General features: G+C 36.0%; 21 protein-coding genes and 1 pseudogene. 9 read left to right on the top strand and 13 right to left on the bottom strand.

Annotated elements, in window-relative coordinates; all coding sequences use genetic code 11:
* Window positions 1–79 precede the first annotated feature (79 nt).
* The 6 genes from F5ESL0260_RS03680 (at window position 80) to F5ESL0260_RS03655 (ending at window position 6,851) form a co-directional block, all read left to right on the top strand.
* Window positions 80–892, top strand: coding sequence for a Cof-type HAD-IIB family hydrolase (locus tag F5ESL0260_RS03680; protein ID WP_122025905.1), 813 nt, complete (start codon window positions 80–82; stop codon window positions 890–892).
* A gap of 46 nt (window positions 893–938) precedes the next feature.
* Window positions 939–1,640, top strand: a complete 702-nt coding sequence (locus tag F5ESL0260_RS03675) for an ABC transporter ATP-binding protein (protein WP_046324661.1) — start codon at window positions 939–941, stop codon at window positions 1,638–1,640.
* A 12-nt stretch (window positions 1,641–1,652) separates the two neighbouring features.
* Window positions 1,653–4,445, top strand: coding sequence for an ABC transporter permease (locus F5ESL0260_RS03670; protein WP_122025904.1), 2,793 nt, complete (start codon window positions 1,653–1,655; stop codon window positions 4,443–4,445).
* A 188-nt stretch (window positions 4,446–4,633) separates the two neighbouring features.
* Window positions 4,634–5,398: an ABC transporter ATP-binding protein gene (locus F5ESL0260_RS03665; RefSeq protein WP_122025903.1), complete on the top strand. Its 765-nt coding sequence runs from the start codon at window positions 4,634–4,636 to the stop codon at window positions 5,396–5,398.
* 2 nt (window positions 5,399–5,400) lie between these two features.
* Window positions 5,401–6,132 (top strand): multidrug ABC transporter permease, encoded by a 732-nt coding sequence (locus F5ESL0260_RS03660; RefSeq protein WP_122025902.1) that lies wholly within the window; start codon window positions 5,401–5,403, stop codon window positions 6,130–6,132.
* A complete protein-coding gene (locus tag F5ESL0260_RS03655; RefSeq protein WP_122025901.1) occupies window positions 6,132–6,851 on the top strand; it encodes an antibiotic transporter permease in 720 nt (239 codons plus the stop codon). The genes F5ESL0260_RS03660 and F5ESL0260_RS03655 overlap by 1 nt, the downstream gene beginning before the upstream one ends.
* Before the next feature lie 62 nt (window positions 6,852–6,913).
* Here F5ESL0260_RS03655 and F5ESL0260_RS03650 read toward each other — a convergent pair whose 3' ends face one another.
* The 6 genes from F5ESL0260_RS03650 to F5ESL0260_RS03625 form a co-directional block, all read right to left on the bottom strand.
* The gene (locus F5ESL0260_RS03650) at window positions 6,914–8,821 is read right to left on the bottom strand and encodes a copper-translocating P-type ATPase (RefSeq protein ID WP_122025900.1); all 1,908 of its coding nucleotides are present in this window, start codon (window positions 8,819–8,821) and stop codon (window positions 6,914–6,916) included.
* Between the two features lie 13 nt (window positions 8,822–8,834).
* Window positions 8,835–9,206, bottom strand: a complete 372-nt coding sequence (locus F5ESL0260_RS03645; RefSeq protein WP_174794349.1) for a cupredoxin domain-containing protein — start codon at window positions 9,204–9,206, stop codon at window positions 8,835–8,837.
* Between the two features lie 136 nt (window positions 9,207–9,342).
* Window positions 9,343–9,546 carry a hypothetical protein gene (locus F5ESL0260_RS03640; protein ID WP_122025898.1) on the bottom strand — a complete coding sequence of 68 codons (204 nt, stop codon included), beginning with the start codon at window positions 9,544–9,546 and terminating at the stop codon, window positions 9,343–9,345.
* A 99-nt stretch (window positions 9,547–9,645) separates the two neighbouring features.
* Window positions 9,646–10,428, bottom strand: coding sequence for an ABC transporter permease (locus F5ESL0260_RS03635; protein WP_122025897.1), 783 nt, complete (start codon window positions 10,426–10,428; stop codon window positions 9,646–9,648).
* Between the two features lie 2 nt (window positions 10,429–10,430).
* Window positions 10,431–11,228: an ABC-2 family transporter protein gene (locus F5ESL0260_RS03630; protein ID WP_122025896.1), complete on the bottom strand. Its 798-nt coding sequence runs from the start codon at window positions 11,226–11,228 to the stop codon at window positions 10,431–10,433.
* Window positions 11,222–12,208 carry an ATP-binding cassette domain-containing protein gene (locus F5ESL0260_RS03625; RefSeq protein WP_122025895.1) on the bottom strand — a complete coding sequence of 329 codons (987 nt, stop codon included), beginning with the start codon at window positions 12,206–12,208 and terminating at the stop codon, window positions 11,222–11,224. The genes F5ESL0260_RS03630 and F5ESL0260_RS03625 overlap by 7 nt, the downstream gene beginning before the upstream one ends.
* A 496-nt stretch (window positions 12,209–12,704) precedes the next feature.
* On the opposite strand from F5ESL0260_RS03625, the gene F5ESL0260_RS03620 reads away from it, so the two are divergent.
* Window positions 12,705–13,850, top strand: a complete 1,146-nt coding sequence (locus F5ESL0260_RS03620) for an IMP dehydrogenase (protein ID WP_122025894.1) — start codon at window positions 12,705–12,707, stop codon at window positions 13,848–13,850.
* A 54-nt stretch (window positions 13,851–13,904) separates the two neighbouring features.
* Here F5ESL0260_RS03620 and F5ESL0260_RS03615 read toward each other — a convergent pair whose 3' ends face one another.
* From F5ESL0260_RS03615 to F5ESL0260_RS03605, 3 genes are all read right to left on the bottom strand, one after another.
* Complete coding sequence (locus F5ESL0260_RS03615; RefSeq protein ID WP_122025893.1) at window positions 13,905–14,330, bottom strand: MarR family winged helix-turn-helix transcriptional regulator; 426 nt, start codon at window positions 14,328–14,330, stop codon at window positions 13,905–13,907.
* A 10-nt stretch (window positions 14,331–14,340) separates the two neighbouring features.
* Window positions 14,341–15,738, bottom strand: coding sequence for a DHA2 family efflux MFS transporter permease subunit (locus F5ESL0260_RS03610; RefSeq protein WP_122025892.1), 1,398 nt, complete (start codon window positions 15,736–15,738; stop codon window positions 14,341–14,343).
* A gap of 131 nt (window positions 15,739–15,869) precedes the next feature.
* Window positions 15,870–17,393, bottom strand: a complete 1,524-nt coding sequence (locus F5ESL0260_RS03605) for a glycosyltransferase (RefSeq protein WP_122025891.1) — start codon at window positions 17,391–17,393, stop codon at window positions 15,870–15,872.
* Window positions 17,394–17,640: 247 nt separating this feature from the next.
* Here F5ESL0260_RS03605 and F5ESL0260_RS03600 point away from each other — a divergent pair.
* A pseudogene (locus F5ESL0260_RS03600) lies at window positions 17,641–18,689 on the top strand (IS30 family transposase).
* 39 nt (window positions 18,690–18,728) lie between these two features.
* Here F5ESL0260_RS03600 and F5ESL0260_RS03595 read toward each other — a convergent pair.
* The 4 genes from F5ESL0260_RS03595 to glmS form a co-directional block, all read right to left on the bottom strand.
* Window positions 18,729–19,439, bottom strand: coding sequence for a hypothetical protein (locus tag F5ESL0260_RS03595; protein ID WP_122025890.1), 711 nt, complete (start codon window positions 19,437–19,439; stop codon window positions 18,729–18,731).
* A 35-nt stretch (window positions 19,440–19,474) separates the two neighbouring features.
* Entirely contained in the window at window positions 19,475–19,912 is a 438-nt protein-coding gene (locus F5ESL0260_RS03590; RefSeq protein WP_046324646.1) for a CopY/TcrY family copper transport repressor, read from the bottom strand.
* Window positions 19,913–19,936: 24 nt separating this feature from the next.
* Window positions 19,937–20,752 (bottom strand): Cof-type HAD-IIB family hydrolase, encoded by an 816-nt coding sequence (locus F5ESL0260_RS03585; RefSeq protein ID WP_122025889.1) that lies wholly within the window; start codon window positions 20,750–20,752, stop codon window positions 19,937–19,939.
* A 237-nt stretch (window positions 20,753–20,989) separates the two neighbouring features.
* The gene (glmS, locus tag F5ESL0260_RS03580) at window positions 20,990–22,801 is read right to left on the bottom strand and encodes a glutamine--fructose-6-phosphate transaminase (isomerizing) (RefSeq protein WP_122025888.1); all 1,812 of its coding nucleotides are present in this window, start codon (window positions 22,799–22,801) and stop codon (window positions 20,990–20,992) included.
* A 427-nt stretch (window positions 22,802–23,228) separates the two neighbouring features.
* Between glmS and F5ESL0260_RS03575 the strand changes: the two genes are divergently transcribed.
* A partial coding sequence (locus F5ESL0260_RS03575) for a hypothetical protein (protein ID WP_147444112.1) occupies window positions 23,229–23,441 on the top strand: 213 nt, incomplete at its 3' end.

The raw sequence follows: 23,441 nt of genomic DNA, 5'->3' as shown, positions 1-23,441 counted from the left end.
TTATTTCTCCCACATTGGTTAAAATATCCAAATATCTACTATATAATAGTAATGACTGAAATAAATTAAGGAGATCTAAATGAAAAATATTCCCTTTAAAGCTGTAGCCGTTGACATGGATGGAACCTTTGAAAATGATGAAAAACAGTTTGATCATGAGCGCTTCGAAAAAGTCTTAACTAAATTGCGTCAAAGACACATCCACTTTATCGTCTCCAGTGGCAGACCATTATCGCGTTTACGTCAAGATTTTTATGAATTTTTAGATCGGATTGATATTGTCGCTGATAATGGTTCAATTTTAACGAAAGACAATCAAATAATAGTTCGCCATGTGTTTACTTATAAAACTGGCATAAAATTAATTAATTTTATTCAAACCAATTATCCTTATGTTCAAATTGCTGCCAGTGGCTTGAACAACTCATATCTGAGTAAAAAGGCATTAAGTAACTTTAAAAATTTGATGCATTATTTTTATCCTAACGCCTGTGAAATTGGCGATCTTATTAATATTCCAACAAGTGATAGCCTAACCAAATTGACCTTAGAGTGCTCTGCTGAACTTGCACACGAATTAGAACTAAAATTCAATCAGACAAATCCAGAAAGAATTCATTGTACTACCAGCGGTTTTAATAATATAGATGTAATGCCGAGTGGAGTTAATAAGGGACAGGGTTTAAAATATTTCCTGCGTTATTTTAATGTTAAACCTGAAGAATTAATTGCTTTTGGCGATGGTTTAAACGATCAAGAAATGATCGAATTAGCGGGATATAGTTATGCAATGAAAAATGGACATGAAGACCTTAAAAAAATTGCTAAATATGAGGCACCGTCTAATAACGAAATGGGCGTATTGCAAGTATTAGAGAGCTATTTAGATTAGAATAAGAATATGAATATTGTTTTAAAAATGATAAGGACAAATTTTCATGAGTTATATTGACGTACGACACAACTTTAAGCGTTACCATACAGGAGATACAGAAATATTAGCTAATAATGATGTTAGTTTTACTGTTGAAAAAGGTGAACTGGCCATTATTTTGGGTGCATCCGGTGCTGGTAAGTCAACTATTCTAAATATTTTAGGTGGAATGGATACCAACAGTTCCGGTGATGTCATTATCGATGGTAATAATATTGCTAAATATAATAAGCGGCAGCTGACAAGTTACCGCCGGACTGATATTGGCTTTGTATTTCAATTTTATAACTTAATTCAAAACCTCACAGCAAGAGAAAACGTTGAGCTGGCATCAGAAATCGTCCCTGACGCACTTGATCCGGTAAAAACTTTGGTTGACGTAGGTCTCAAAAACCGCATTAATAATTTTCCGGCAGAATTATCTGGTGGTGAACAGCAAAGAGTAGCAATCGCTCGCGCTATTGCCAAGAATCCTAAAATTTTACTTTGCGATGAGCCCACTGGTGCACTTGATTACCAAACGGGAAAAAGCGTTTTACAAACGATTATTAATATGAGCCGCAATAACGGAACTACAGTAGTTATAGTTACGCATAATAGCGCTTTGGCCCCTCTTGCTAACCGGGTAATTCACTTCCATGATGGCAAGGTTACGCAAATTGAAGAAAATTCACACCCCGATAGTGTTGCAAATGTTAAATGGTAGAAAAGGCTAATCATGAATAAAGTTATTCTAAAAGATTTTTGGCGATCAATTAAGCATACCAAGGGCCAATTTGTTTCTATCATGGGACTCATGATGATCGGTGCCTTTGCTTTAGTTGGTTTAATGGTTACCGGCCCGGATATGCGCGATACTGGCAATCATTATGCACAAAAGCTTAATACAGCTGATTTAACGGTTATTTGTAATTATGGTTTAGATCAGAAAGATACACAAAAGATCAAGAAAACTAAGGGCTTGCAGGCTGTGGAGTTTGGTTACATGACGGATACCGTCATTAAAAATAGTCAGGAAAGCTTTCGCATTTTTTCTAAGCCCAATTCTGTAGGTAAATACGAAGTTCGCAAAGGTCACTTGCCCACTAAATCAAACGAAATTGCTTTAGCAGACCATTATTCTGGTAAATATCAAGTTGGTCAAAAAATCAGTTTTACTGAAAAGAAAAATGTTTTAGGTACGACTCTTTTAAAACGAAAAAGTTTTAAAATTGTGGGCTTTGTGCGCTCTAGTCAAATTTTATCCAATGTCAATTTAGGCCAAAGTAATAGCGGCACAGGGGAATTGAAAGGTTATGCAGTTGTCGATCCTAACGCTTTTAACCATACTGTTTATACGACTGCCAACTTAAGATATAAAAATTTGAGGGGGCTTGATTCTTATGGCAAGACTTATACCAGCAAGGTTAAGAATCATAAAAGAGATTTACAGGATGATTTAAAAGACACTGCTTATCAAAGAAAAGAAAGAATTCTATCCGCTGCTACCAAAATGCTTGCACCGCAAGAAAAGAAGATACATGAAGCTGAGCAAAAATTAAATGCTGCCAGTCAGCAAATTAACGCTGCCGAAAAGCAATTAGCCACTCAAAAAGAAAAATTAAATGCAAAAGTAGCTCAAGCTAAAGCTGCTGGTATAAATTTGCCACCAGCTGCTCAAGCTCAAATGGAGCAGGCTGAACGAGAAATAGCTGCTGGTGAGCAAAAACTCCAACAAGAGAAAAAAGTATTTGCGCAAAAATCGCGTAATGCAGCCCCAAAAATAAAAACTGGTATAGAGCAAATTAACAAGGCGAAAAAGCAATTAAAAAAGTTAGCTCTGCCCAGTTATAGCGTGTATAACCGAAGGGAAGTTCCTGGCGGTGAAGGTAATTTAGTTTATACAACTGTAGCACAAGTTGTTGAAGATTTAGCAAAAGTATTCCCGATTTTTCTCTATTTTGTTGCCGCTCTAGTTACATTTACCACCATGAATCGTTTTATTGACGAAGAGAGAATTAATTCCGGCACAATGAAAGCACTTGGTTATGATGATTATGTCATTATCAATAAATTTCTGGCATATGGCTTTATCTCAGGTACCATCGGTACCATTTTAGGAGTTTATTTAGGCCACACTTTGATGCCGCAGATTGTTTACCATGCATATTACAAGTCATTAACGATCCCACCAATTGAATTACACTTTCACTGGCAGATTAGTCTGATAGCTCTCCTATTGTCTTGGATTAGTTCAGTTTTACCGGCATACTTAACCGCGAAGAATGAATTTAGAGAAAAGCCAGCTGCCCTATTGTTACCCAAAGCACCGGCCGCTGGGTCTACAATCCTTTTAGAAAAAATTCCCTTTATTTGGAACCATCTCAGTTTTACCCATAAAGTTACAGCACGTAATATTTTTCGTTATAAGAAACGCATGCTGATGACCATCTTTGGCGTTTGTGGTGCTGCTACTATGCTTTTTGCAGGTTTCGCTGTCAAAAATTCAATTACTAACATGAATAACAGGCAGTTCAACGATCTAATTCATTACAACATGATTGTCGCCCAAAAGCCTGGTATTTCAGTTAACCAGCAAAAGACTCTAAATAATAAGTTAAACGAAAACAATATTAAATCGGAGACTCCAATTTATTACGAATCTATGTCTAAAATTGCTGGTAAAACTGGTGACACTCAAGACATTACGTTAATTGCACCGTCTTCTGACAAGGTATTAAAAGATTACGTTCAGTTAACTAATCGGAAAACCAAGCAGACTCTGCATTTAACTAATAATGGCGTCATCATATCGGAACGGTTGGCAACTCTGCTTAAAGTAAGCAAAGGCGGATATCTAACGCTCACGGACAAAGATAATAAGTCTAGAAGAATGAAAGTAGCTGGTATTACAGAAATGTACATGGGACATTTTGTCTTCATGAATAAGAATCAATATCAAGATATTTTTAAACGCGACTTCAAATCTAACGCCTATTTAGTTAATTTAACTAATCCTAGTCGCAAAAACACTAGAAATATAGCTGCCCAATTTATGGCTCTATCCGGAGTGGCTGGTGTCGTACAAAACACGGCTGTTAGCCAGGAATTAGATGTCGTGGTCCAATCTTTAAATTTAATTATGCTAGTGCTAATAGTAGTTGCTGGACTTTTAGCAATTGTAATTCAGTATAACCTTACTAATATTAATATTGCTGAAAGAATACGGGAACTTTCAACAATCAAAGTTTTAGGATTCTATGATAATGAAGTTACAATGTATATTTATCGTGAAACTATTCTTTTAACAGGCATTGGTATTTTGGTAGGCTATCTGACAGGAGATTTGCTCTATCGCTACATTCTTTACGTAGTGCCACCTGACAATGTCATGTTTAATCCGGCATTATCTGCTCCAAGTTTTCTGTGGCCATTAGGTGTAATTGGTGTGATTACTATTATTTTAGGTTTTATCGTTAATAAAAAGTTAAAAGACCTTGATATGTTAGAAGCTTTAAAATCAGTCGATTAACTAAAACCTGCTCGCAAGGAGCAGTTTTTTTATTCATAATAAATTAAAAAATAAATAAAGTTGTGCTATAATTTTCTTATTAGATTTAATGTTGCAAAAAAGATCTTCAAATTAACCTGTACACGAAATATTTATCATCCTTCCTTTTTAAATGATAAAGTTACTACAAATTAATTTTGGAGAAAAAATTGAATAATATTTTACAAGTTAAACATTTAAAAGAAACCTATAAGGATAAAAAGCAGGAATTTCAAGCTTTAGATGATGTTTCTTTTACAATTGACCAAGGAGAGATACTGGCGCTTTTAGGTCCTAATGGTGCTGGCAAAACTACTATTGTTTCAATCATTGGCGGTTATTTAATCCCTACTTCCGGCCATGTGATTTTAAATGGTCAAGATATTACCACTGCACGAAAGAGACCAAACATTGGCGTTTCTTTTGGTGGTGATTTAGGTTTTTACCGTAACGCTACAGCCAAGCAAAATTTACAATTTTTTGCTGACTTGGCTAAAGTCCCCTTTCGCAGGCAAAATAAAGAAATTGAACGTGTTTTGTCAATTGTTGATCTTCTGAATGTTGCCAATAAAAAAGTAGGAGAATTTTCTAAAGGAATGACGCAAAGACTGCATATAGCACGCTCTTTGCTCAATAATCCTAATTTATTACTCTTGGATGAACCCACAAGTGGTCTTGATGTTGAAATTGCACAAAGTGTGCAAAAGACAATTAAAAATTTGTCTGACTCGGGTATTAGTATTTTATTAACCAGTCATACAATGTCCGAAGTTGAAAAATTGGCTAAACGGGTAGTCATTTTAGGTGCAGGGAAAGTATTTTTTACCGGCACCATCAATGCTGTTTTTGGCTTAGCCGAAAAAGAAATAAACAAAAAACCTAAGAATTTAGAAGAAGCTTACTTAGCTTTAGCGCCTAAATTAAGGAGGAAATAAAAATGCGTTTTATTCGTCTTTTCCTCTTTCATGTTAAAGATTATCTTTCAGACCAATATTTTGTCTGGTTGACGATTACAAGTACTACTTCTATCTTTTTAATGCAATATATTATGGCCTATGCTTCTCACGATTTGAATAATCCACAATTGTGGCTGCAAAGTGGTATTTTTGGCATGTGGACTTCGTGTACAACCGTTGCCGGTTGTATTGGTTTTGAACGTTACAAAGGCACGCTACCATATTTGCTAAACAGTCAATATGATGAGCGAGCTTCTTTAATTACTTTACTTTTACCTGCTTCGAGCTATGGTTTATTTTCGTTTCCGATTGCATTTATTCTGGCAAAAATATTAGGAGCAGCTACTGGTAAAATTTCTCTGGACCAGATTTTGCTAATTTTTCTAATGTGGATCGGGTGCTCAGTAATGGGCATCTTAATTTCATCTTTTCTAACTCTGTCACCAAATGCAATGGTCTATGAGAGTTTAATCGGAACCCCAATATTATTATTAGCAGGATTATTCGGCAATAATACCATTTTAGGACCATTAACCAACGTATCACAATGGTTTATTCCAATCACGGCACCAATTGCTGCCTTATCCCATAATAAAAGCCTCAACTGGTCTTCTTATTTCTTCAGTTTACTTCTTTGGATTGTATTAATTGTGGTTATTGTCAGAAAAATTAACGACCTAGTAAGAAGGAAAGGAGCTCTGAAAATTATCTAATGTTTGCTACACAGTTATCGAGCCTTTCATTTCTGAATAATTGGCGGACAAAACTGACCTACTTTTTCATCACACCTATGATTAATTTGGCCCTGTTAGTATTAATCAATATGCAGTATTCTAATCAGTTTAATTGGGATGTTGCCATTAGCTCCATTGAAATAGACGCGGCGGTACTTGCCCTTGAAACATTTTGTTCTACTGTGATTACCGATGCTAATTTAAAGATTGACTTTGAGTTAATTGCCAAAAAGCCTTTCAGTTTCAGATATTGGCTTACTAAGTGCATTGTTGCCCTTATTATAGGCGTCACTTTAGCACTAATTAACCTATTTTTATTGTACTTAGTCGGTGCTCCCATAGTCATTATTGAACGAGCTTTGCTCATGCTACCGCTTTTATGTCTTTATGGCTGCGCTTTAGGTTTTGTATCTTGGGCCATCTCATGGCAAATGAATGATCCCTACTTTTTGGAGAATATTTTTAGCAGTTTAGCCCAATTAGTATCAGGAGTACTAGTGGTAATTTCAGCTTATCCTGAATGGTTAAAAGCAATTGCTTTATTATTCCCTTTTGCAGAACCAGTTACTTATATCAAAACAGGTAGTGCTAACCTAACTTATAGTGTATTTATTACCTTCATTTGGCTGATAGTTGGCATTTTAGCTTATATTTTTCAAATCAAGCCTGTTTTAGCCAAAGGTAAACACCATTATTAAAGTTCACACAGTAAAAAAAGAGCGGTTGAATGTAATTCAACTGCCCTTTTACTTTTAAAATGCTATATTTTGGCTTTTCCTAACATAACTGAACTGATTACAACCGATAATGAACTAAAGGCCATTGCTAATCCTGCTATTTCCGGACTAAGTGTGAGACCCACACCTGCAAAAACACCAGCGGCAACTGGAATCCCCAGTACATTATAAATGAAAGCCCAAAACAAATTTAACTTTATCCTATTAAAAGTCTTGCGACTCAGTTTCAAAGCGCGTACAACATCTTCTAAATCGTTTTTAATAAGCACGATGCCACCTGCATCAATGGCAACATCCGTACCGGAACCCATTGCAATACCAACATCTGCTTGGGTTAGAGCTGGCGCATCGTTGATCCCATCACCAACAAAGGCGACATGATATTTTTCCTGCAACTTTTTAATAACTGCTGCTTTATCAACTGGCAAAACTCCAGCTATTACCTGATCGATACCCACTTGCTTTGCAATAGCCTCAGCTACCTGCTGGTTATCACCAGTGAGCATAACGGTTTTAAGTCCTAATTGATGTAAATCGGAAATTGCTTTTTGTGCGTTTTCTTTAGGTGCATCTTGAATTGCGATTAGACCCAGCACTTGATTATCTTGAACAACAGACACTACTGTTTTAGCTTCATTTTGCAATGCCACTATTTGCTCTTCTAATTCTGGAGCAATTTTAATATCTTTATGTTTTTTGGGGCTGCCGACCGCAACATTTGTACCAGAAATTTTACCAGTGACACCCCATCCTTCAATTACAGTAAAATTTTCTACCGTTTTTAACTGCAACTTTTGCTTTTTAGCCGCAGCTAAGATAGCTGGAGCGAGAGGATGTTCAGACAATTTCTCTAAACTAGCAGCATATTGTAGGACATTTTCTTTATCTCCAACAATATCTGTTACTTGTGGTTGACCTTTGGTAATCGTTCCCGTTTTATCAAAAACTATAGTATCAATGCTGTTTGCAGCCTCTAAAATTTCGCCGTTTTTGATTAAAATGCCCATTTTGGCACCACGACCAGTTCCTACCATTAAGGCTGTTGGGGTAGCCAGACCCAAAGCACAAGGACAGGCAATCACCATTACTGCAACAGCAAAAACTAAAGCCGTAGCAATACTTTTACCGAGAAAAATATACCAAACTAAAAAAGTTAGAATTGCAATAATCAAAACAGTAGGAACAAAAATATTGGCAACTTTATCGGTCAATTTTTGAATAGGTGCATGACTGTTCTGCGCCTTTTTTACTATAGCCACTATTTGAGCCAACATGGTATCATTGCCAACTTTTTGAGCTTCCATTACAAATGAACCTGTTTGATTAATTGTTGCACCTATAACTTGGTCGCCACTAATCTTTTTAACCGGCATGCTTTCACCGGTTACCATAGATTCGTCAACACTGGAATTGCCGGAAACAATTTTGCCATCGACTGGAACTTTTTGTCCAGGCATCACTTGAATTAAATCGCCCTTAACTACCTGAGTGATGGGAGTACTAACAAAATGATCACCTTTTTTAACCAGAGCATCTTTTGCGCCTAAATTAAGTAACTTTCCCATAGCATCTGAAGCCGTAGACCGCATTTTTTCTTCTAAAACCTGCCCTAGTAAAACAAAAGTAATGACTAAAGCCGCACTTTCGAAAAATACGGGTTTGCCAGTAAACATGGCATAAATGCTATAAACATAAGTTATTGCTGTCCCTAAAGCAACCAGGGTGTCCATATTTGAATGATGTTTTTTAAATGCAGACCAAGCACTGGAAACAAATGGACCGGCTGAAATCAACATAATAATCGTAGTTGCTATCAGCATGGTCCATTCTCCACCAGGCAACATCCAGCCAGTAAAAGGATGAATGATCATTTCAACTAGCATCGGTAGTGATAATATTAGCGACGTCCAAAAACGTGTTGTTATTTTCATTCTTTTACCCTATCTATTTGACAATAACCTTACCATGAAACATATTCATACTGCATGCCCATTCATATTCGCCGGCTTTGGATGTATCTATTTTAATCGGTTCAGTTTTACCTTGAGGCAATTTTTGATTTATACCAAAATCTGAGAAGATGACATGGTCTAAGCAACTGGAAGAATCGGTTCTTTTAAAGTTTAAGGTAGCCGGTACTCCTCTTTTTAAGATAACTTTTTCTGGAGAATATCCGCCTTTGACCTCAATATCAACACTTTGCTTATTCGAACTAACAGACGCATTTTCTGTTGCTACTTGGTGCTTACCAAAGAACCACCATGCGATAAAGGCAATAAGTGCGAGTCCTAAGCATAAAATAATAATCCTATTCATGATAATTCCTCCCCGATGAAGCTTATTATTAATGTCTACGTTTGTAAACTAAGTTTAGTATAAATTATGTATCTACAAATGTAAACATAAATGCTCAAAAAAAACTTACTGAGAACATCAGTAAGTTTCAGCACTATCAATCGGCATCTAATCGCTTTAACCATTGAGTGAGGTCATTTTTATCTAACATTATTTGCTTAAGTTCTGTTTTATTTTCCGCAGCCAGTAGCACCATTAACTGGAGATATTTACCAACTGAAATACCATATTTTTCCAAATTAAACTTAGCATTTTTTACTACTGCATTATCTAAACTAACTGTAACTAGTTCGTCTTCCACCGCTTATCCCTTTTCCCATATTTTAAAATAAAAACTGACAGGAATATTCTAAAAAAAATTATACGGCTGTGCAAGCTTTATGGAAAACAGTTTACTTAGCTATCTACCAGCGCCATCATACTTCTTGAGGCCTAAATTCCAGATTACATGATCCAGTACTACAAATATTAAAGCAACTAAAAGCTGTAGTAGCAAAATATGCCATTCTTCTGGCCTTAATAGAATAATTGTTGCGGGGCATGCAACTAGGCCAAAAGGCAAAATAAAATTAAATATTATATTGCCCAGGCCACGATAAATACTTGCAGGATAACGACTCATTTGTATCATACTTAAAAATAAATCATTTCTGCCAAAATTAGTTGGAAACCAAAAGGCTGAAATTGTCCAAAGATACCACAATGAATAATACAATATGCAGCCTAATACACAGGAAAATAAGAAACAAACTAGTTGGATAAGACTAATTTTTATTCCTTGACACGCATAAATAATTACTACCAGTCCCAAAACGGAATTTATTAGTTGAGTAAATTCAATGGAACTGAAAAAATAAAATAGTTTAGTATTAATTGGCTTTAGGAGCACCGAATCAAGCGTACCCTCTCTAATATCAGCTTCCATTTTAGGCATCGATTTGACTAAGAAGGCCATCAGGAAGCCATCTAGCATAGTATAAACCCCAACTAATAAGAGGCATTCCTTAAAACTCCAGCCTCCAACAGTGTCAACATTTAAATAAATGACTTTAAAGAAAGCAATTGGAATACCCAACCAAAGTATTGAGGAAATAATACCAAATACAGTATCCAGCCTAAAACTAATAGTCTCTAAAAAGGCTATCTTGATTAAAGAACCGATCAGTTTAAATTTATTTTTCATATCTAACCCATTACATCAGAATATCTCTGAAGCCCTTTTCTATTAACTATTTGTACAATTACATAAAAGATAACTGCCCAAGCAATCTCAATACCCGTATTTTTAAGCCAAGATTGTAAGGAGAGCCCTTTTACCAAAGTATCTATGGGAAAAGAACTAAAATACTGAAAAGGTAAGCATTTGGTTATTTTTACCAAAAAAGGCGGCAAGATTTCTAAGGGAAAATAAAAACCAGCCAGCAAGTTTACCAACACTTCTTTTACTAGTAAAACAAAGAAGAGGTTATCAAACCAATAAGCAACACTACCTATGATGTAAGAGAAAAGAAACCAAAGCACCGCTGACATAATAATGCTAAAAGCAAATTCCAACAGCACTATCAGTGATATCTGCAATAATTTTTTTACTAGAATGTATAATATTCCAATTATCAGTATTGGAGCCAGTAAAAGTAGATTTGCTAATCGGTCGCCCAGCATTTTAGCAAAATAATATTTTTCAATTGCTATTGGTCGATGAATAATGTTTGACAATTCACCCGAATGAATATCGTCATTTAATTCCCAGTCAATTGCATACCAAACAAAGGAATTGATAAAGTTAACGCCAATGTAGTAAATGATAATTTGATTTTTAGTAAATCCGCCCACTGTTTGCCCGTGATTTAATATTAAAGACCACAGATAAAACATTACGATACTTGGTACGAGAGCTTGCAGTAGCAAAATCACCGCACTGCTTTTATTCGCTAAAATAGACTTGAGGGAAATTTTACTTACTGCACGGTATGTTTTTAACATTTTTGATTCTCCTCGGCAAATAATTCTAAGATAATGTCTTCCAGTTTCAGTTCATTTATTTGATAATTTGAACCCTGCTTGTTTTTGGCAAGGAATGCAATCATATCATCAACTTCTTCATTTGGAACTTTGATGGTAATTGTTAAATCATCCTGATTGATTATTTTGCCCTCAATATTCTTCTCAGCAAAAGTTTCTGATTTATCAAATGTAATGTACTTATTACTACTGAATTTATCTAGTAGATCCTGTTTTTGACCATTCCACATAATTTCTCCGTGATTAACAATTATTAAGCGGTCGCAGATAGTCGCAATATCTTCCATATCATGAGAAGTCAAGAAGACGGTCAGTTTTTCTTCTTTGTTTAATTGCAAAAGGAATTTGCGGATGTCCCTTTTTGCCAGTACGTCAAGTCCTATTGTGGGCTCATCTAAAAAGAGCACTTTAGGTCTGGTGGCTACACCCGCTAAAAATTCAATTTTCATCCTCTCTCCCAGTGATAATTTACGCGTTTGAGTATCTAATTTTTCCGCAACGTTTAATATTCGCGCTAGATTATTAACTGTTTCTTGAAAAGATGTTTCAGAAATATCATACATTGATTGCAAGAGCTTTAAATAATCTCTGGGAGTTAAATCGGGAAAAAGTTGTGACCTGTTTCCCATCACCACCGAAATTGATTTTTTAAAATCATTAGTCCTTTTGGTAGGATCAAAGCCATTGACCCTGCAGTAACCTGAAGATGGAAAAAGAGTACCGGTTAACATCTTTATAGTAGTAGTTTTACCTGCACCATTTTGTCCAATAAAACCTACTTTCTCTCCTGGTTTAATGTTAAAGTTTAAGGATTTAACGGCATTAACAACCGTTCTTTCTGGCTTAAAAATATTTTTTGCTATAGCATGCCAAGTCTCTCCTCTGGTGGCTACCGCATATTTTTTTGACAGATCATGTACTTCAATTGCATTTTCGCCCATGTTTCAAACTCCATTTTTTATCGAATCCGGCACAAAAAGGCAATTACCAAAGGAAGTACCCCTTTGATAATTGCTATTATTGAACAAACTTACCATACATTACTAATGCCATTGGTTTAACCTCATTATCCGATAGATATTTAATCAACAACATTAGATTCAATTTTAGCACATTTTTAATTATTTTTAAATAATATTTAATCGATTTATTAATTGTATTGTAAACCCGAACAATATCAAGATATTTAAAAATGATCTTCTATACCTAATGCCTACCAATAAAATAATGTAAAGTTTTAAAGAAAGAATGTTAGTTTTGATTACTTACAATATAAACTAATATGATATATTTGTTCGCCTTTAAGGTTGAAATAGATTCAAAGTAATATTATACTTTTATCAATATAGCTTTTGATTTTAACTTGACCAAGCTCAAAATCACTAGTAAAGTGTAATCAATTTAACTTTGATAATTTTAAAAAGGAGAGTGCATTAAATGTCAAATTGGACAACAAAATTTGTTAAAGAAGGTCTAACTTTTGATGATGTTTTATTAATTCCAGCAGAAAGTCACGTATTACCCAATGAAGTAAATTTACATACTCAACTGGCACCTAATCTTAAACTAAATATTCCTATAATAAGTGCGGGAATGGACACTGTGACTGAAGGTGCAATGGCCATAGCTATTGCACTGCAAGGCGGCTTAGGAGTGATCCATAAAAATATGTCAATCAACGCTCAAGCTGGAGAAGTAGCAAATGTCAAAAATGTTGTTGTCCCAAGTAATATAACTAAAGCAGCTGTCGATGATAATAATCACCTACTGGTTGCAGCTGCTATTGGCGTTACCAGTGATACATTTGAACGGGCTGAAGCACTTATAGAAAAGGGAGCAGACGCAATTGTCATTGACACTGCACATGGTCATTCAGCTGGAGTTTTACGTAAGATAAAAGAAATTAGGGCACATTTCCCTGATATTACCCTTATTGCCGGCAATATCGCTACTGGTGATGCTGCTAGAGCACTCTTCGATGCTGGGGTTGATATTGTCAAAGTTGGAATTGGGCCGGGTTCTATTTGCACCACACGTGTCGTAGCTGGTGTTGGAGTACCACAAATTACTGCAATTTATGATGCGGCTACAGCTGCTAGAGAATACCACAAACCAATAATTGCCGATGGCGGTATGAAGTATTCCGGTGATATTGTTAAGGCTCTAGCTGCTGGTGGTAATGCTGTTATGCTTGGTAGCATGCTTTCAGGGACTACTGAGGCACCGGGCGAAATTTTCGAAAGTGACGGTCACAAATTTAAGACTTATCGCGGAATGGGTTCTGTCGGTGCAATGGCCCAAGCTCATGGCTCTTCAGACAGATATTTCCAAGGCGGAGTAAACGAGGCTAACAAGTTAGTACCTGAAGGCGTAGAAGCACGCGTTAAATATAAAGGTGATGTTTCTGATATTGTCTTCCAGATTATTGGCGGTCTGCGCTCAGGCATGGGTTATGTCGGTGCCGCTACAATTGCTGACTTACGAGAAAATGCACAATTTGTCAAAATTACTAATGCTGGTTTACGTGAATCTCATCCACATGATGTCCAAATTACTAAAAAAGCACCTAATTACGAAAGATAAAAAAGCAAATCAAAAAAATAGTTATTGCTTTCATGCAATAACTATTTTTTTGATCTATTTATCAGATATAGCTTCATTCAGCTTCTGTAGATTTTTTACTAATTCTGTCTTCGTATCGGCTCCTAAAATTTCGGCATAACTATTCTCAGAATTGACAAAATAATTAGTTATTTTTGGTCCCAGCTTGATAGCTTTCTCAGTTAGGATGATCGCCTTTAATCGAGTATCATGTTGATCAACTTTTTTGGTTATTAAGCCTTTTTCTTCCATTAAGCGTAATACATTAGTAGCAGTAGACTTCCTAATGTTAAATTCATGCTCAATATCCTTCTGATAAATTGACTTGTTTTGGGCAAATGAAGCCAAATATTCAATGATCAACATCTGTGTTCCGGTTAAGCCAATTTTTCTAGCGTAGTAATCAACATTACGATTAAAAGTATTTTGTATACGCTGTAAGGCTAATCCTAATCTGTTCATTAATCTTACTCTATTCCTTTGTTTTTACCGATTTTGTAGCTTGATAAAGTAAGTATACACCAACAAGAACAATAATCAGAATAAAAATAAAGCCTACTTGAGCAGCTTCAATATATTTTCCAGTAGTGGAGCTTTGACTACTCAGCTGTTCTACAAATTGCATAATAGCTGAAATAATTGCCGTGCCGACGGCTCCAGCAAATTGCTGCGCCATATTAAACAGACCATTGCCATCTGTATTTTCTTTTTCATCTAGTTGACCAATGGAAGCAGTCATTGTGTCCCCCATTACCAGACCTATACCCATCATTGTAATAGCATAGAACAGAATAATTTTGCCAGATGATAGTGAAGAAGCAAATACACAATAAAGTATTCCACCAATTATTTCAAAAACAGCACCAGTCATAATTGGCTTTTTGGGTCCGTAGTTATCAAGCAACCTGCCACTAATTGGTGACATAATTGCTCCTACGAGCCCACCGGTTAGTAATAACAGACCCGCAGTCATCGCAGTAGAATGGTTGACAATTTGAACATAATTAGGCAAGATGAACGACAACCCTAAAGTATTGACTTGAAAAATAAAATATGCCGTGATGCCATGAGTAAATTTAGTATTTTTAAAAACTCTAATATTAATTAACGGAGTGGCAGTATTTAATGAATGCTTGATAAAAATAATTAAACAAATGACGCCGATTGCTAAAGGCAAAATGAACATCAATGGTTTTTGTAATATACTAGACAAGTTGCTAAAAGCAAAAATCAAGCCGATAAATGTTAAAGCAATGCTCAGAAAGCCTGCTGTATCGAGCCGCGTATGTGAATTTGTTTTTGTCTCGTCATTAATTGAAGCTATACCCATTAACAAAGAAATTATCATCACAGGAAGTATAAAAATAAAGATATAACGCCAACCTAACGTATTGACAACTAATCCGCCAAACGTTGGTCCTAAAGCTGGAGCAACTGCCGTAATCATTGTTCCTATTCCCATAAGCAATCCAATTTTATCTAGGGGTGTCCGTTCCAAAATAATATTAAACATTAAGGGAATAGCTATTCCCGCTCCTGCTCCCTGAATAACACGACCAAGTACTAGAAAAATAAATTGGTTTGCTACTGCATCAATCACTAAACCACAAATAAATAAACTAGCGGCTGTCACAAACAGTTTTTTCGAACTAAAGTTTCTTTTTAAATATGCTGATAGCGGCATGATAATGGAAGCAACCAGTAAATAGCCCGTCGTCATCCATTGTACTGTGGCCATATTAACATGAAAATCATTCATTAAAACAGGAAAAGTAACATTCCCTGCCGTTTCAATTAGTACACCTGAAAATGACATTAGTCCAGCTGCGAAAATTGAACAAATTAATTTTGCATCTAATTTTCTTTCCATTCGAATTCCTCCTGAACATTTAGTTAGCAAGCTAACTAAATAACCATAGTAACTCACATTTTTTTGAAATGCAATAAATTAAAAGCAAAGAAAAACCACCTTGAATTTCAAAGTGACTTTTTAAATGCTATTTATTTATCTGTATCAATCACATATTTTTGCCAGTAGCGCCAGACATTTTCACTGGAAAAGCGTTTAGCATTTTCATACGCGCCATCATTCATTTTCCTGCGTAATTTTGGACTAGCAAAGAATTCAGTAATTTTAGCTGCTAAATCATCTACATGACCACTTGGTACAATAAAACCACTCTGACCATCAGCAATCAAGTCTGCTGGACCGTAGTTAATATCATATGCAAATACTGGAACGCCGTGTGATTGAGCTTCAACTATTGAAAGCGGAGCTCCTTCATATCTTGAAGAAAGAATTGAAAGTTGGGCATTATCATAAACATAATCCATATCTTGGGTGTAACCCCCAAAGTGAACTACATTTTCCAACTCGAGATCTCGGACCAGCTTCTTTAGCATGTTTTCTTCTTTGAAATTATCCGCGCCATTGCCATAACCATAAATATCTAGAGTTAGTGCATCATCATTTTGATAAGCTTGTTTAAAAGCCTTAATTGCGTCATCAATTCGTTTTTCATAGAATAAACGAGCTACAATTATTATTTTTCCTTTTATTCGTTCACTCATTGGGATATGCTCACCATGTAACTGCTCATCTGGTACTATTCCTACAGGTATAGCAACTATCGGCACTTGCGTTCTTAGTCTTTTACGCATGTCATCCGCTTGATGTTTTCCAGGAGTAACGACTAAGTCGGTTTTACTGAGTAATTCGTTATTAGAAATTGAGTTGTAAGTAAGAGGTGAAGTAGGATCCCAGTAGTCTCTGAAGTGAATATTATGAAAATGTTCGATTTTTCTGGCAGGCGTTTTCATATTAATCATTGGCACGTTGGTAATATTACTGCGATCAGAGATGAAAGTTGACCTCTCATCTCCATCCTGCTGGTTTAATTCATCAAGCATAATAGTAAAGGCTTGACCACTATTCATAAGTGAGTGTAAAACACCTTGAATATCAGTCAATTGAATGTTAGTTGCTGGATATGAATTCGGTCTTTTTTCATATGAAATCTCGTAATAGATGGTATTGTCGGGGCGGAAAAATAATTCATAGACTAAGTGTCCATCTGCTGTATCATAAATTTGTGTTAGACTTTTAAAACCACGAGTATCATAAAAATCCTGCTTAATGCAATTGACATCACCATTATAATATTTAATCGTGTCCACACTACCATTAGGCAACATATTAATAGTCATGGTTTTACGATTATCTTCGTACACTTCATAACCATTATTGCTTTTTTTCACCTTATTAAAGTTTGGTATCGGTAAATCTTTTATCGTGACAACGCGACTAGCAAACTTTACTGTACCGGCAAAGAAGTCAAACATATTAACATAATCATCATCAGTCATGCCATACAAGGGTAAATTACGATGTGCAAAGCGATTAAACTCCGACATAACAATCTTTGCTTTAACATGATTACGTTTAAACAACTTTAACCTTTTAACTTCTGCATGCTCTATTCCTGAACTGTTTGCATCTAATCTATTATTTAAAAAGTAGTACATTAATTTGTCCTTTATTTACATATTCAAACAATTATTATTAATTTTAGCATACATTTAATGGGTATAGGAATATATTAAAGCAAAAAAGCATTAACTTAATTTTTAGGTAATGCTTAATTTTAAAATTTATATTTTGGTAAATTGTAAAATGAAGTTGAACACTTGCGCTGATTAGAAAATGAAAGAAGTCCATTGGACTTCTCTGATAGAATGTAATTACCAACCTAATTCTAGAAAAAAGTCTCCAATGAACTCCCTTAATTCTACCATATCTAGTCACCAAAAAGGCCAACATCTTGCTTTGCAAGATCGGGTGACGCTCTAGGTTTTACACAGCCAAGGTCAGTCCCTGCGTCAAATTGCTCGTGTCCTCAACTGTTCGCCCACCACGGTCAAGTACGAGCTTGAACGCGGCCAGATTTCTTTGTATCACGGCAAACGGTACCGCTACGATGCCCAGGCAGCGCAAAGACGCTACCAGATAAGGCGCTTAAACTGCGGCCGTAAGCAAGCTTTTCTAGCCAAAACCCGTTTCATTAAGTACGTTGAAACGCACTTCTTCAAGCAGGGCTGGTCGCTTGATGCCTGCGTCGGTCGAGCCTTAGCCAGCGGTGCCTTTACCCGGAATGAAACGGTCTGTACCAAGACGCTTTACCATTATGTGGCACTTGGCTTATTACAGATTAAGGCAACTGCCTTGCCTGAGTGCTTAAGCCGTAAAACGAAAGCCAAACGGGTACGCCAGCATAAACGCCAGCTGGGCCGCAGTATTAGTGAACGGCCTGCTACTATTAACCAGCGCCGCGAGTTTGGCCACTGGGAGTGCGACTTAGTTTTAGGACATAAAACCAAAGATGACCAGACCTTTTTAACCCTGTATGAACACATGACCCGCAAATTCATGATTATCCGATTAAGGATAAGACGGCTGCCAGCGTCATGGCGGCCTTTAAAACATTGCGCAGCCAATACCATGAACACTGGAACAAAGTCTTTAAGACCATTACCACGGATAATGGTTCTGAGTTTACGGATTTAGCCCAATTAGAAGAAGCTACGCAGACGCTGGTCTACTACGCGCACCCTGATACTTCTTGTGAGAAGGGCGGGGTTGAGCGGCACAACCGGCTAATTCGGCGCTTCATTCCCAAAGGCAAGTACCTCAAGGATTATGACTTAAGGCAAATCTATGGCATTGAGCAATGGTGCAATAACCTGCCCCGCAAGATCTTAGCCTACCACACCCCCGATGAATTATATGAAAGAAGATTAGATTGCATCTATCAGATCAAGTAGAGTGTTCAACTTAAAATTGCAATTTTCGAAATTTATATTTTATTCTTTTTTTGTTAGCTTTAAAACTAACGGCCAAATCAATGCTGTTATTACACCCACGGCCAATCCGGCCCACAGAACTGGAGAAACAGTTAACGAAATTCCTTGAGCAACATTACTTTCCAGCCATTGTACCAATTGGTTAGCTAGGAATTGTAATGCTCCAAAGGATCCCACAGATGCAATTAACAAAATAATTGCAGCCCAATATTTACCAAATAATATTAACAAAGCAGATAGGATAAAAATTAATATGGCTGCAAAAAAGCAATAATGGAAAATAGTGATACTCTGATTAACCTGATCTTGATTTTCTTTCAAACCGTCATTAATTTTATTTAGTAACAATTTGCTGACTGCTTTTTGCACATCATTATTCTCTGGAAAAGATAAACTTTTAGCCGTCACTTCACCATTTTCCTGGTAACTTGCACCTAAATTGTACAAGCTGGTATAAGACATATCATCATGATATTTTTTAGGTAATTGTTCGAGAATTTTGTCTTCAACACCAAAGTCTTTAGCCAGTTTCAATGTACTCTTTAGTCTTGAGTCACCCGTATTGTTAACACTCTTTTTGATGATAGTTTGAGCCATACCACGAACATTTTGCACGTTGACGGTGATAGGAGATTCCATCATTAGAAATCCTGAAACACAGACTGCTGCAACAAAAATTAGCCGTAACAAAATACTAGCGAATTTTCTCATTTAATTAACCTCCTAAAAAATATTAACTGTTTAATCTAACAGACATGTTGACCCGAAGCCAGACAGTTACAATTAACCATTTCAGGAGCATGCTCCTTTTTTAGAGCAAGTTCTTTTTCAATCTGGGTAATATCACCTTGAGAAAGAGGCATATCCTTCAAAATTGCTATCATTACCTTACCCTTATGCATATCACACATGTGACACATCATTTCATTAGTGACTTGAATCATCATCTCTATCTGCGTAACAGTAGCGGAGTATACAAAACGGCGACCGTCCTTACGGGTTTTTAGCAGACCCTTTTTGACTAATCGACCCATCAGAGTTTTAATAGTCGACTCAGACCAGTCCTTTTTTGCTTGCAGTTGCTGAATCACATCACCAGTGTGAATTTCTCCTAAAGTCCACACTATTCTCATAACTTCCCACTCAGCTTCGGAAATATTATGTTCTTTATTTTTTTCTACCATAATAATCAACCTAGTTTTATTTTACTACAGAACAAACTTTTTTAGTGCTTTGGCAATTCCATCATTGTCATTATCTGCAGTCACATAATCTGCATAGTCTTTGATCATCCCCACAGCATTACCCATCGCCACTTTTTTAAAATCAGGATTAGTAAACATCGAAATATCGTTGCCCTGATCGCCAAAAACCATAACTTGACTCGGCTTAATTTTCAATCTCTCGGCTAATTGCTGGACTGCATTACCCTTAGAAGCATCTTTAATGTTAATTTCAACAATAGAAGAAAAGCTGCGTACAATATCATACTTGGCAAAAGCCCACTGAGGAATATTATTCCATAATTTATCAACTTCACGTTCATTATCAAGAACACTAAGTCCCACTTTATTAAAAGAAAAGTCTTGTGGTATTTCTTCTGCTTTCCGCACTTTAATCACATTTTTATTATAAGTAGCGTTTCTAGCTAAATTTACTCCTATGTCACGATCACATGTCCAGTAACACTCAGGAGTTTCAAAATGAAGGTTGACATGGGCTAATCTTTGTAAGCGCCGCATATTAGAGAAATCACGGTAGTTCATTTCTTCATTCATTAAAATATTTCCCGCTAGGTCCTGGATTACTGCACCATTAAAAACAATGTCATATTGTCTTGCGCCTTGTAAACCTAATTGCTTATTAAATTCAATTGTACCAGACAATGGTCGACCTGTTGCCAGAACCACCTTAATGCCCTGACTATCAGCTTGCTTCAGTACCCTTTCAGTTTCAGGTGAAATCTGTTTAGAGCTAGTAAGTAAAGTACCATCTAAATCAACTGCAATCAATTTTATTGCCAAAATAATATCCTCCTGCACTTCTTCACTATCTTCTTTATTATACAAAAGAGTCTGGTAAAAAAGTAGATTAATAGTCGATCTAATAAAGAAGGTAAGCCATAATTTAAGCGACTTACCTTCTTTGTTACTTTGTTAATTTTGGTCAATAGAGCGATCTTTTCTTCAGCTGTCTTCTTACTATTAAGTTGGACTATTTTAAAGAAAACCTCTTGGCTTTCAAAATTTCTCGGCTAAAAATTATTCTACAGTGACACTTTTAGCTAAATTACGTGGTTTGTCCACATCCAAGCCTTTATCTTTTGCTGCAAAATATGCAAATAATTGTGCTGCTACCACACTAACAAGTGGCGAAAGATAATAATTAACTTCAGGTAAAACAATCTCATCGGCTGGTTTTGCTAATGACTTACGCGCAATAGTAATAACAGTTGCTCCGCGTGCAATTACCTCCTGAATGTTTCCTCTCATCAAATCAGCTGTGACAGGATCATTAATCAAAGCAATTACAGGTGTGCCTTTTTCAATCAATGAAATTGTGCCATGCTTCAATTCCGCTGCCGCAAAACCTTCTGTTTGAATATAAGACACTTCTTTAAGTTTAAGGGCAGCTTCCAAAGCGACCGGATAGTCAATCCCCCTGCCGATGTAAAAGGCATTGCGACTTGGTATAATATATTTCTGAGCAAGTTGCTCTATTTTTGCTTGACTGGAAATCACTTGTTCAATTCCTTCAGCAGCTAAAGCAAAATTCTTTTTTAAGTCAAATGCTGCAGCGTCTTTAATACCTAATTTTTCTCCTAAAGCTTTAGCTACAATAGCTTGAACAGCAACTTGGGCAGTATAAGCTTTAGTTGAAGCTACAGCAATTTCGGGCCCAGCTTCAAGTGACATGGCATAATTAGCTTCGCGCGCTAAAGTAGAATTGGGAACATTCGTCAAAGTTAGACTAGGAATACCACGTTTAATCGCTTGTTGCAAGACAACGCGTGAATCAGCCGTTTCACCTGATTGCGATAAGAAAATAAAGAATGGGTGTTTTGACATCATTGGAAAATGATAACCTGCTTCTGATGCAAATCCAACTTCAGTTGGAATCTTGGTCAACTTTTCAAAAAGCTGTTTGCCAACTAAACCCGCATGGTAACTTGTACCAGCAGCAAAGATATAGAATCTGTCTGCCTTTGATAAAGCATTGATAATTTTAGCATCTACTTTAGGATCACCATTTTGATCAAGATAATGTTGATCTAAGTGCCGTAAAACACTAGGTTGTTCACTGATTTCTTTAAGCATATAAAACTCATAAGTGCCTTTAGAAGCAGCACTTTCATCAATATTTAACTCATAGGGTTGATGTTCAACTTTTTGACCTGCAATAGTTTCAAGCTGATACCCGTTTTGAGTAATGTCTCCGACTTCACCATCTTGTAAATCAACGAAAGTTTTGGTTTGATCCAATACAGACAAAGCGTCGGATGCGATCACATTAAAACCATTACCAAGTCCCAACATCAAAGGAGATTTATTTTTAGCAATAAAAATATGATTTGGATTTTGATTATCTACCAATAAAAGAGCATATGATCCCTTTATTACTTGTAGAGCCTGCTTTAAAGCCGTAAAGGCGTCTTCATTTTTTTCACGAGCAAATTTGCTAACTAATTGGACTATTACCTCGGTATCTGTGTCCGATTTAAAGGTAACGTCATCTAAGTACTGCTTTTTTATTTCCTGGTAATTTTCAATTACACCATTGTGAACCAAATAAAAGCGCTCAGTTTCATCAAATTGGGGGTGAGCATTAGTTTCAGTGGGCTTACCGTGTGTTGCCCAACGAGTATGACCAATTCCAATCATACCCTGCTCTTCTGGAGTCATTTTGTTCTTCAAGTCCTCAATACGACCAGCAGTTTTAGTTAAATATTCTTTTCCTGCCAAATCATTGAGGTAAATTCCTGCAGAATCATATCCGCGATATTCAAGCTTAGACAACCCATTTAAAACAATTTCTCTAGCAGACTTTCCAACTATGCCAACAATTCCACACATATTCTTCTCCTTTGGTCTAGTAAAAATAATTAATTTGGATTAATTAGTTAATTCAACTTACGTATGGAATATTAGCCTTTTTTAATAAATTGGTCAAGCAATATTTTAAAAATTGGTCTATACAATAATGTAAAATTACTATTGCTAACACAAAAGTTTGCCCAAATAAGTGATGAAAATCTTAAATTGAAGCCAGTTAAACAGTTATACATTTAAATAAGCATATGCTTAAGCTGTTGTGTAAAATGCAAAAGTGATATTTAAGAATTATTCAGAAAAAGCGGGCTTTAATATGACCCCCAAATTTGTCCTAATTTTAGGGTTCACATCACTTCTTGCTATCTTTTTTGTTTTACGTAAAGTTATCATTCTTAATAGACAATTTAATAGCTAGCTATTAGAATTTAAGGATAAAGGGGTAATTACAATGAAAATTAACAAAAAATTGTTTATTAGCTTAGTAGCTGGAATATTGACAATAGCATCAATAGCAGCTACTACGACTAATATTGATCAAGCTCAAACTACTACGTCAAATGTAAATTCTGAGCAAGGCAAGCTAACCTTAAATCATAAGACTCGTGTTTATAACAAAAAGGGTAAGAAAAAATATTCTTATCTTAAAACGAATGGGCTGCTA

The sequence above is a fragment of the Lactobacillus sp. ESL0260 genome (assembly GCF_003692935.1).
GTDB lineage: Bacteria > Bacillota > Bacilli > Lactobacillales > Lactobacillaceae > Lactobacillus > Lactobacillus melliventris.
This window is presented reverse-complemented; position numbering and strand designations above follow the sequence as displayed.

Bases quoted from the DNA above. Each gene is read 5' to 3' on its own strand.
- F5ESL0260_RS03680 (WP_122025905.1), top strand. From the start codon at position 80: ATGAAAAATATTCCCTTTAAAGCTGTAGCCGTTGACATGGATGGAACC.
- F5ESL0260_RS03675 (WP_046324661.1), top strand. From the start codon at position 939: ATGAGTTATATTGACGTACGACACAACTTTAAGCGTTACCATACAGGA.
- F5ESL0260_RS03670 (WP_122025904.1), top strand. From the start codon at position 1,653: ATGAATAAAGTTATTCTAAAAGATTTTTGGCGATCAATTAAGCATACC.
- F5ESL0260_RS03660 (WP_122025902.1), top strand. From the start codon at position 5,401: ATGCGTTTTATTCGTCTTTTCCTCTTTCATGTTAAAGATTATCTTTCA.
- F5ESL0260_RS03655 (WP_122025901.1), top strand. From the start codon at position 6,132: ATGTTTGCTACACAGTTATCGAGCCTTTCATTTCTGAATAATTGGCGG.
- F5ESL0260_RS03650 (WP_122025900.1), bottom strand. From the start codon at position 8,821: ATGAAAATAACAACACGTTTTTGGACGTCGCTAATATTATCACTACCG.
- F5ESL0260_RS03645 (WP_174794349.1), bottom strand. From the start codon at position 9,206: ATGAATAGGATTATTATTTTATGCTTAGGACTCGCACTTATTGCCTTT.
- F5ESL0260_RS03635 (WP_122025897.1), bottom strand. From the start codon at position 10,428: ATGAAAAATAAATTTAAACTGATCGGTTCTTTAATCAAGATAGCCTTT.
- F5ESL0260_RS03630 (WP_122025896.1), bottom strand. From the start codon at position 11,228: ATGTTAAAAACATACCGTGCAGTAAGTAAAATTTCCCTCAAGTCTATT.
- F5ESL0260_RS03625 (WP_122025895.1), bottom strand. From the start codon at position 12,208: ATGGGCGAAAATGCAATTGAAGTACATGATCTGTCAAAAAAATATGCG.
- F5ESL0260_RS03620 (WP_122025894.1), top strand. From the start codon at position 12,705: ATGTCAAATTGGACAACAAAATTTGTTAAAGAAGGTCTAACTTTTGAT.
- F5ESL0260_RS03615 (WP_122025893.1), bottom strand. From the start codon at position 14,330: ATGAACAGATTAGGATTAGCCTTACAGCGTATACAAAATACTTTTAAT.
- F5ESL0260_RS03610 (WP_122025892.1), bottom strand. From the start codon at position 15,738: ATGGAAAGAAAATTAGATGCAAAATTAATTTGTTCAATTTTCGCAGCT.
- F5ESL0260_RS03605 (WP_122025891.1), bottom strand. From the start codon at position 17,393: ATGTACTACTTTTTAAATAATAGATTAGATGCAAACAGTTCAGGAATA.
- F5ESL0260_RS03595 (WP_122025890.1), bottom strand. From the start codon at position 19,439: ATGAGAAAATTCGCTAGTATTTTGTTACGGCTAATTTTTGTTGCAGCA.
- F5ESL0260_RS03590 (WP_046324646.1), bottom strand. From the start codon at position 19,912: ATGGTAGAAAAAAATAAAGAACATAATATTTCCGAAGCTGAGTGGGAA.
- glmS (WP_122025888.1), bottom strand. From the start codon at position 22,801: ATGTGTGGAATTGTTGGCATAGTTGGAAAGTCTGCTAGAGAAATTGTT.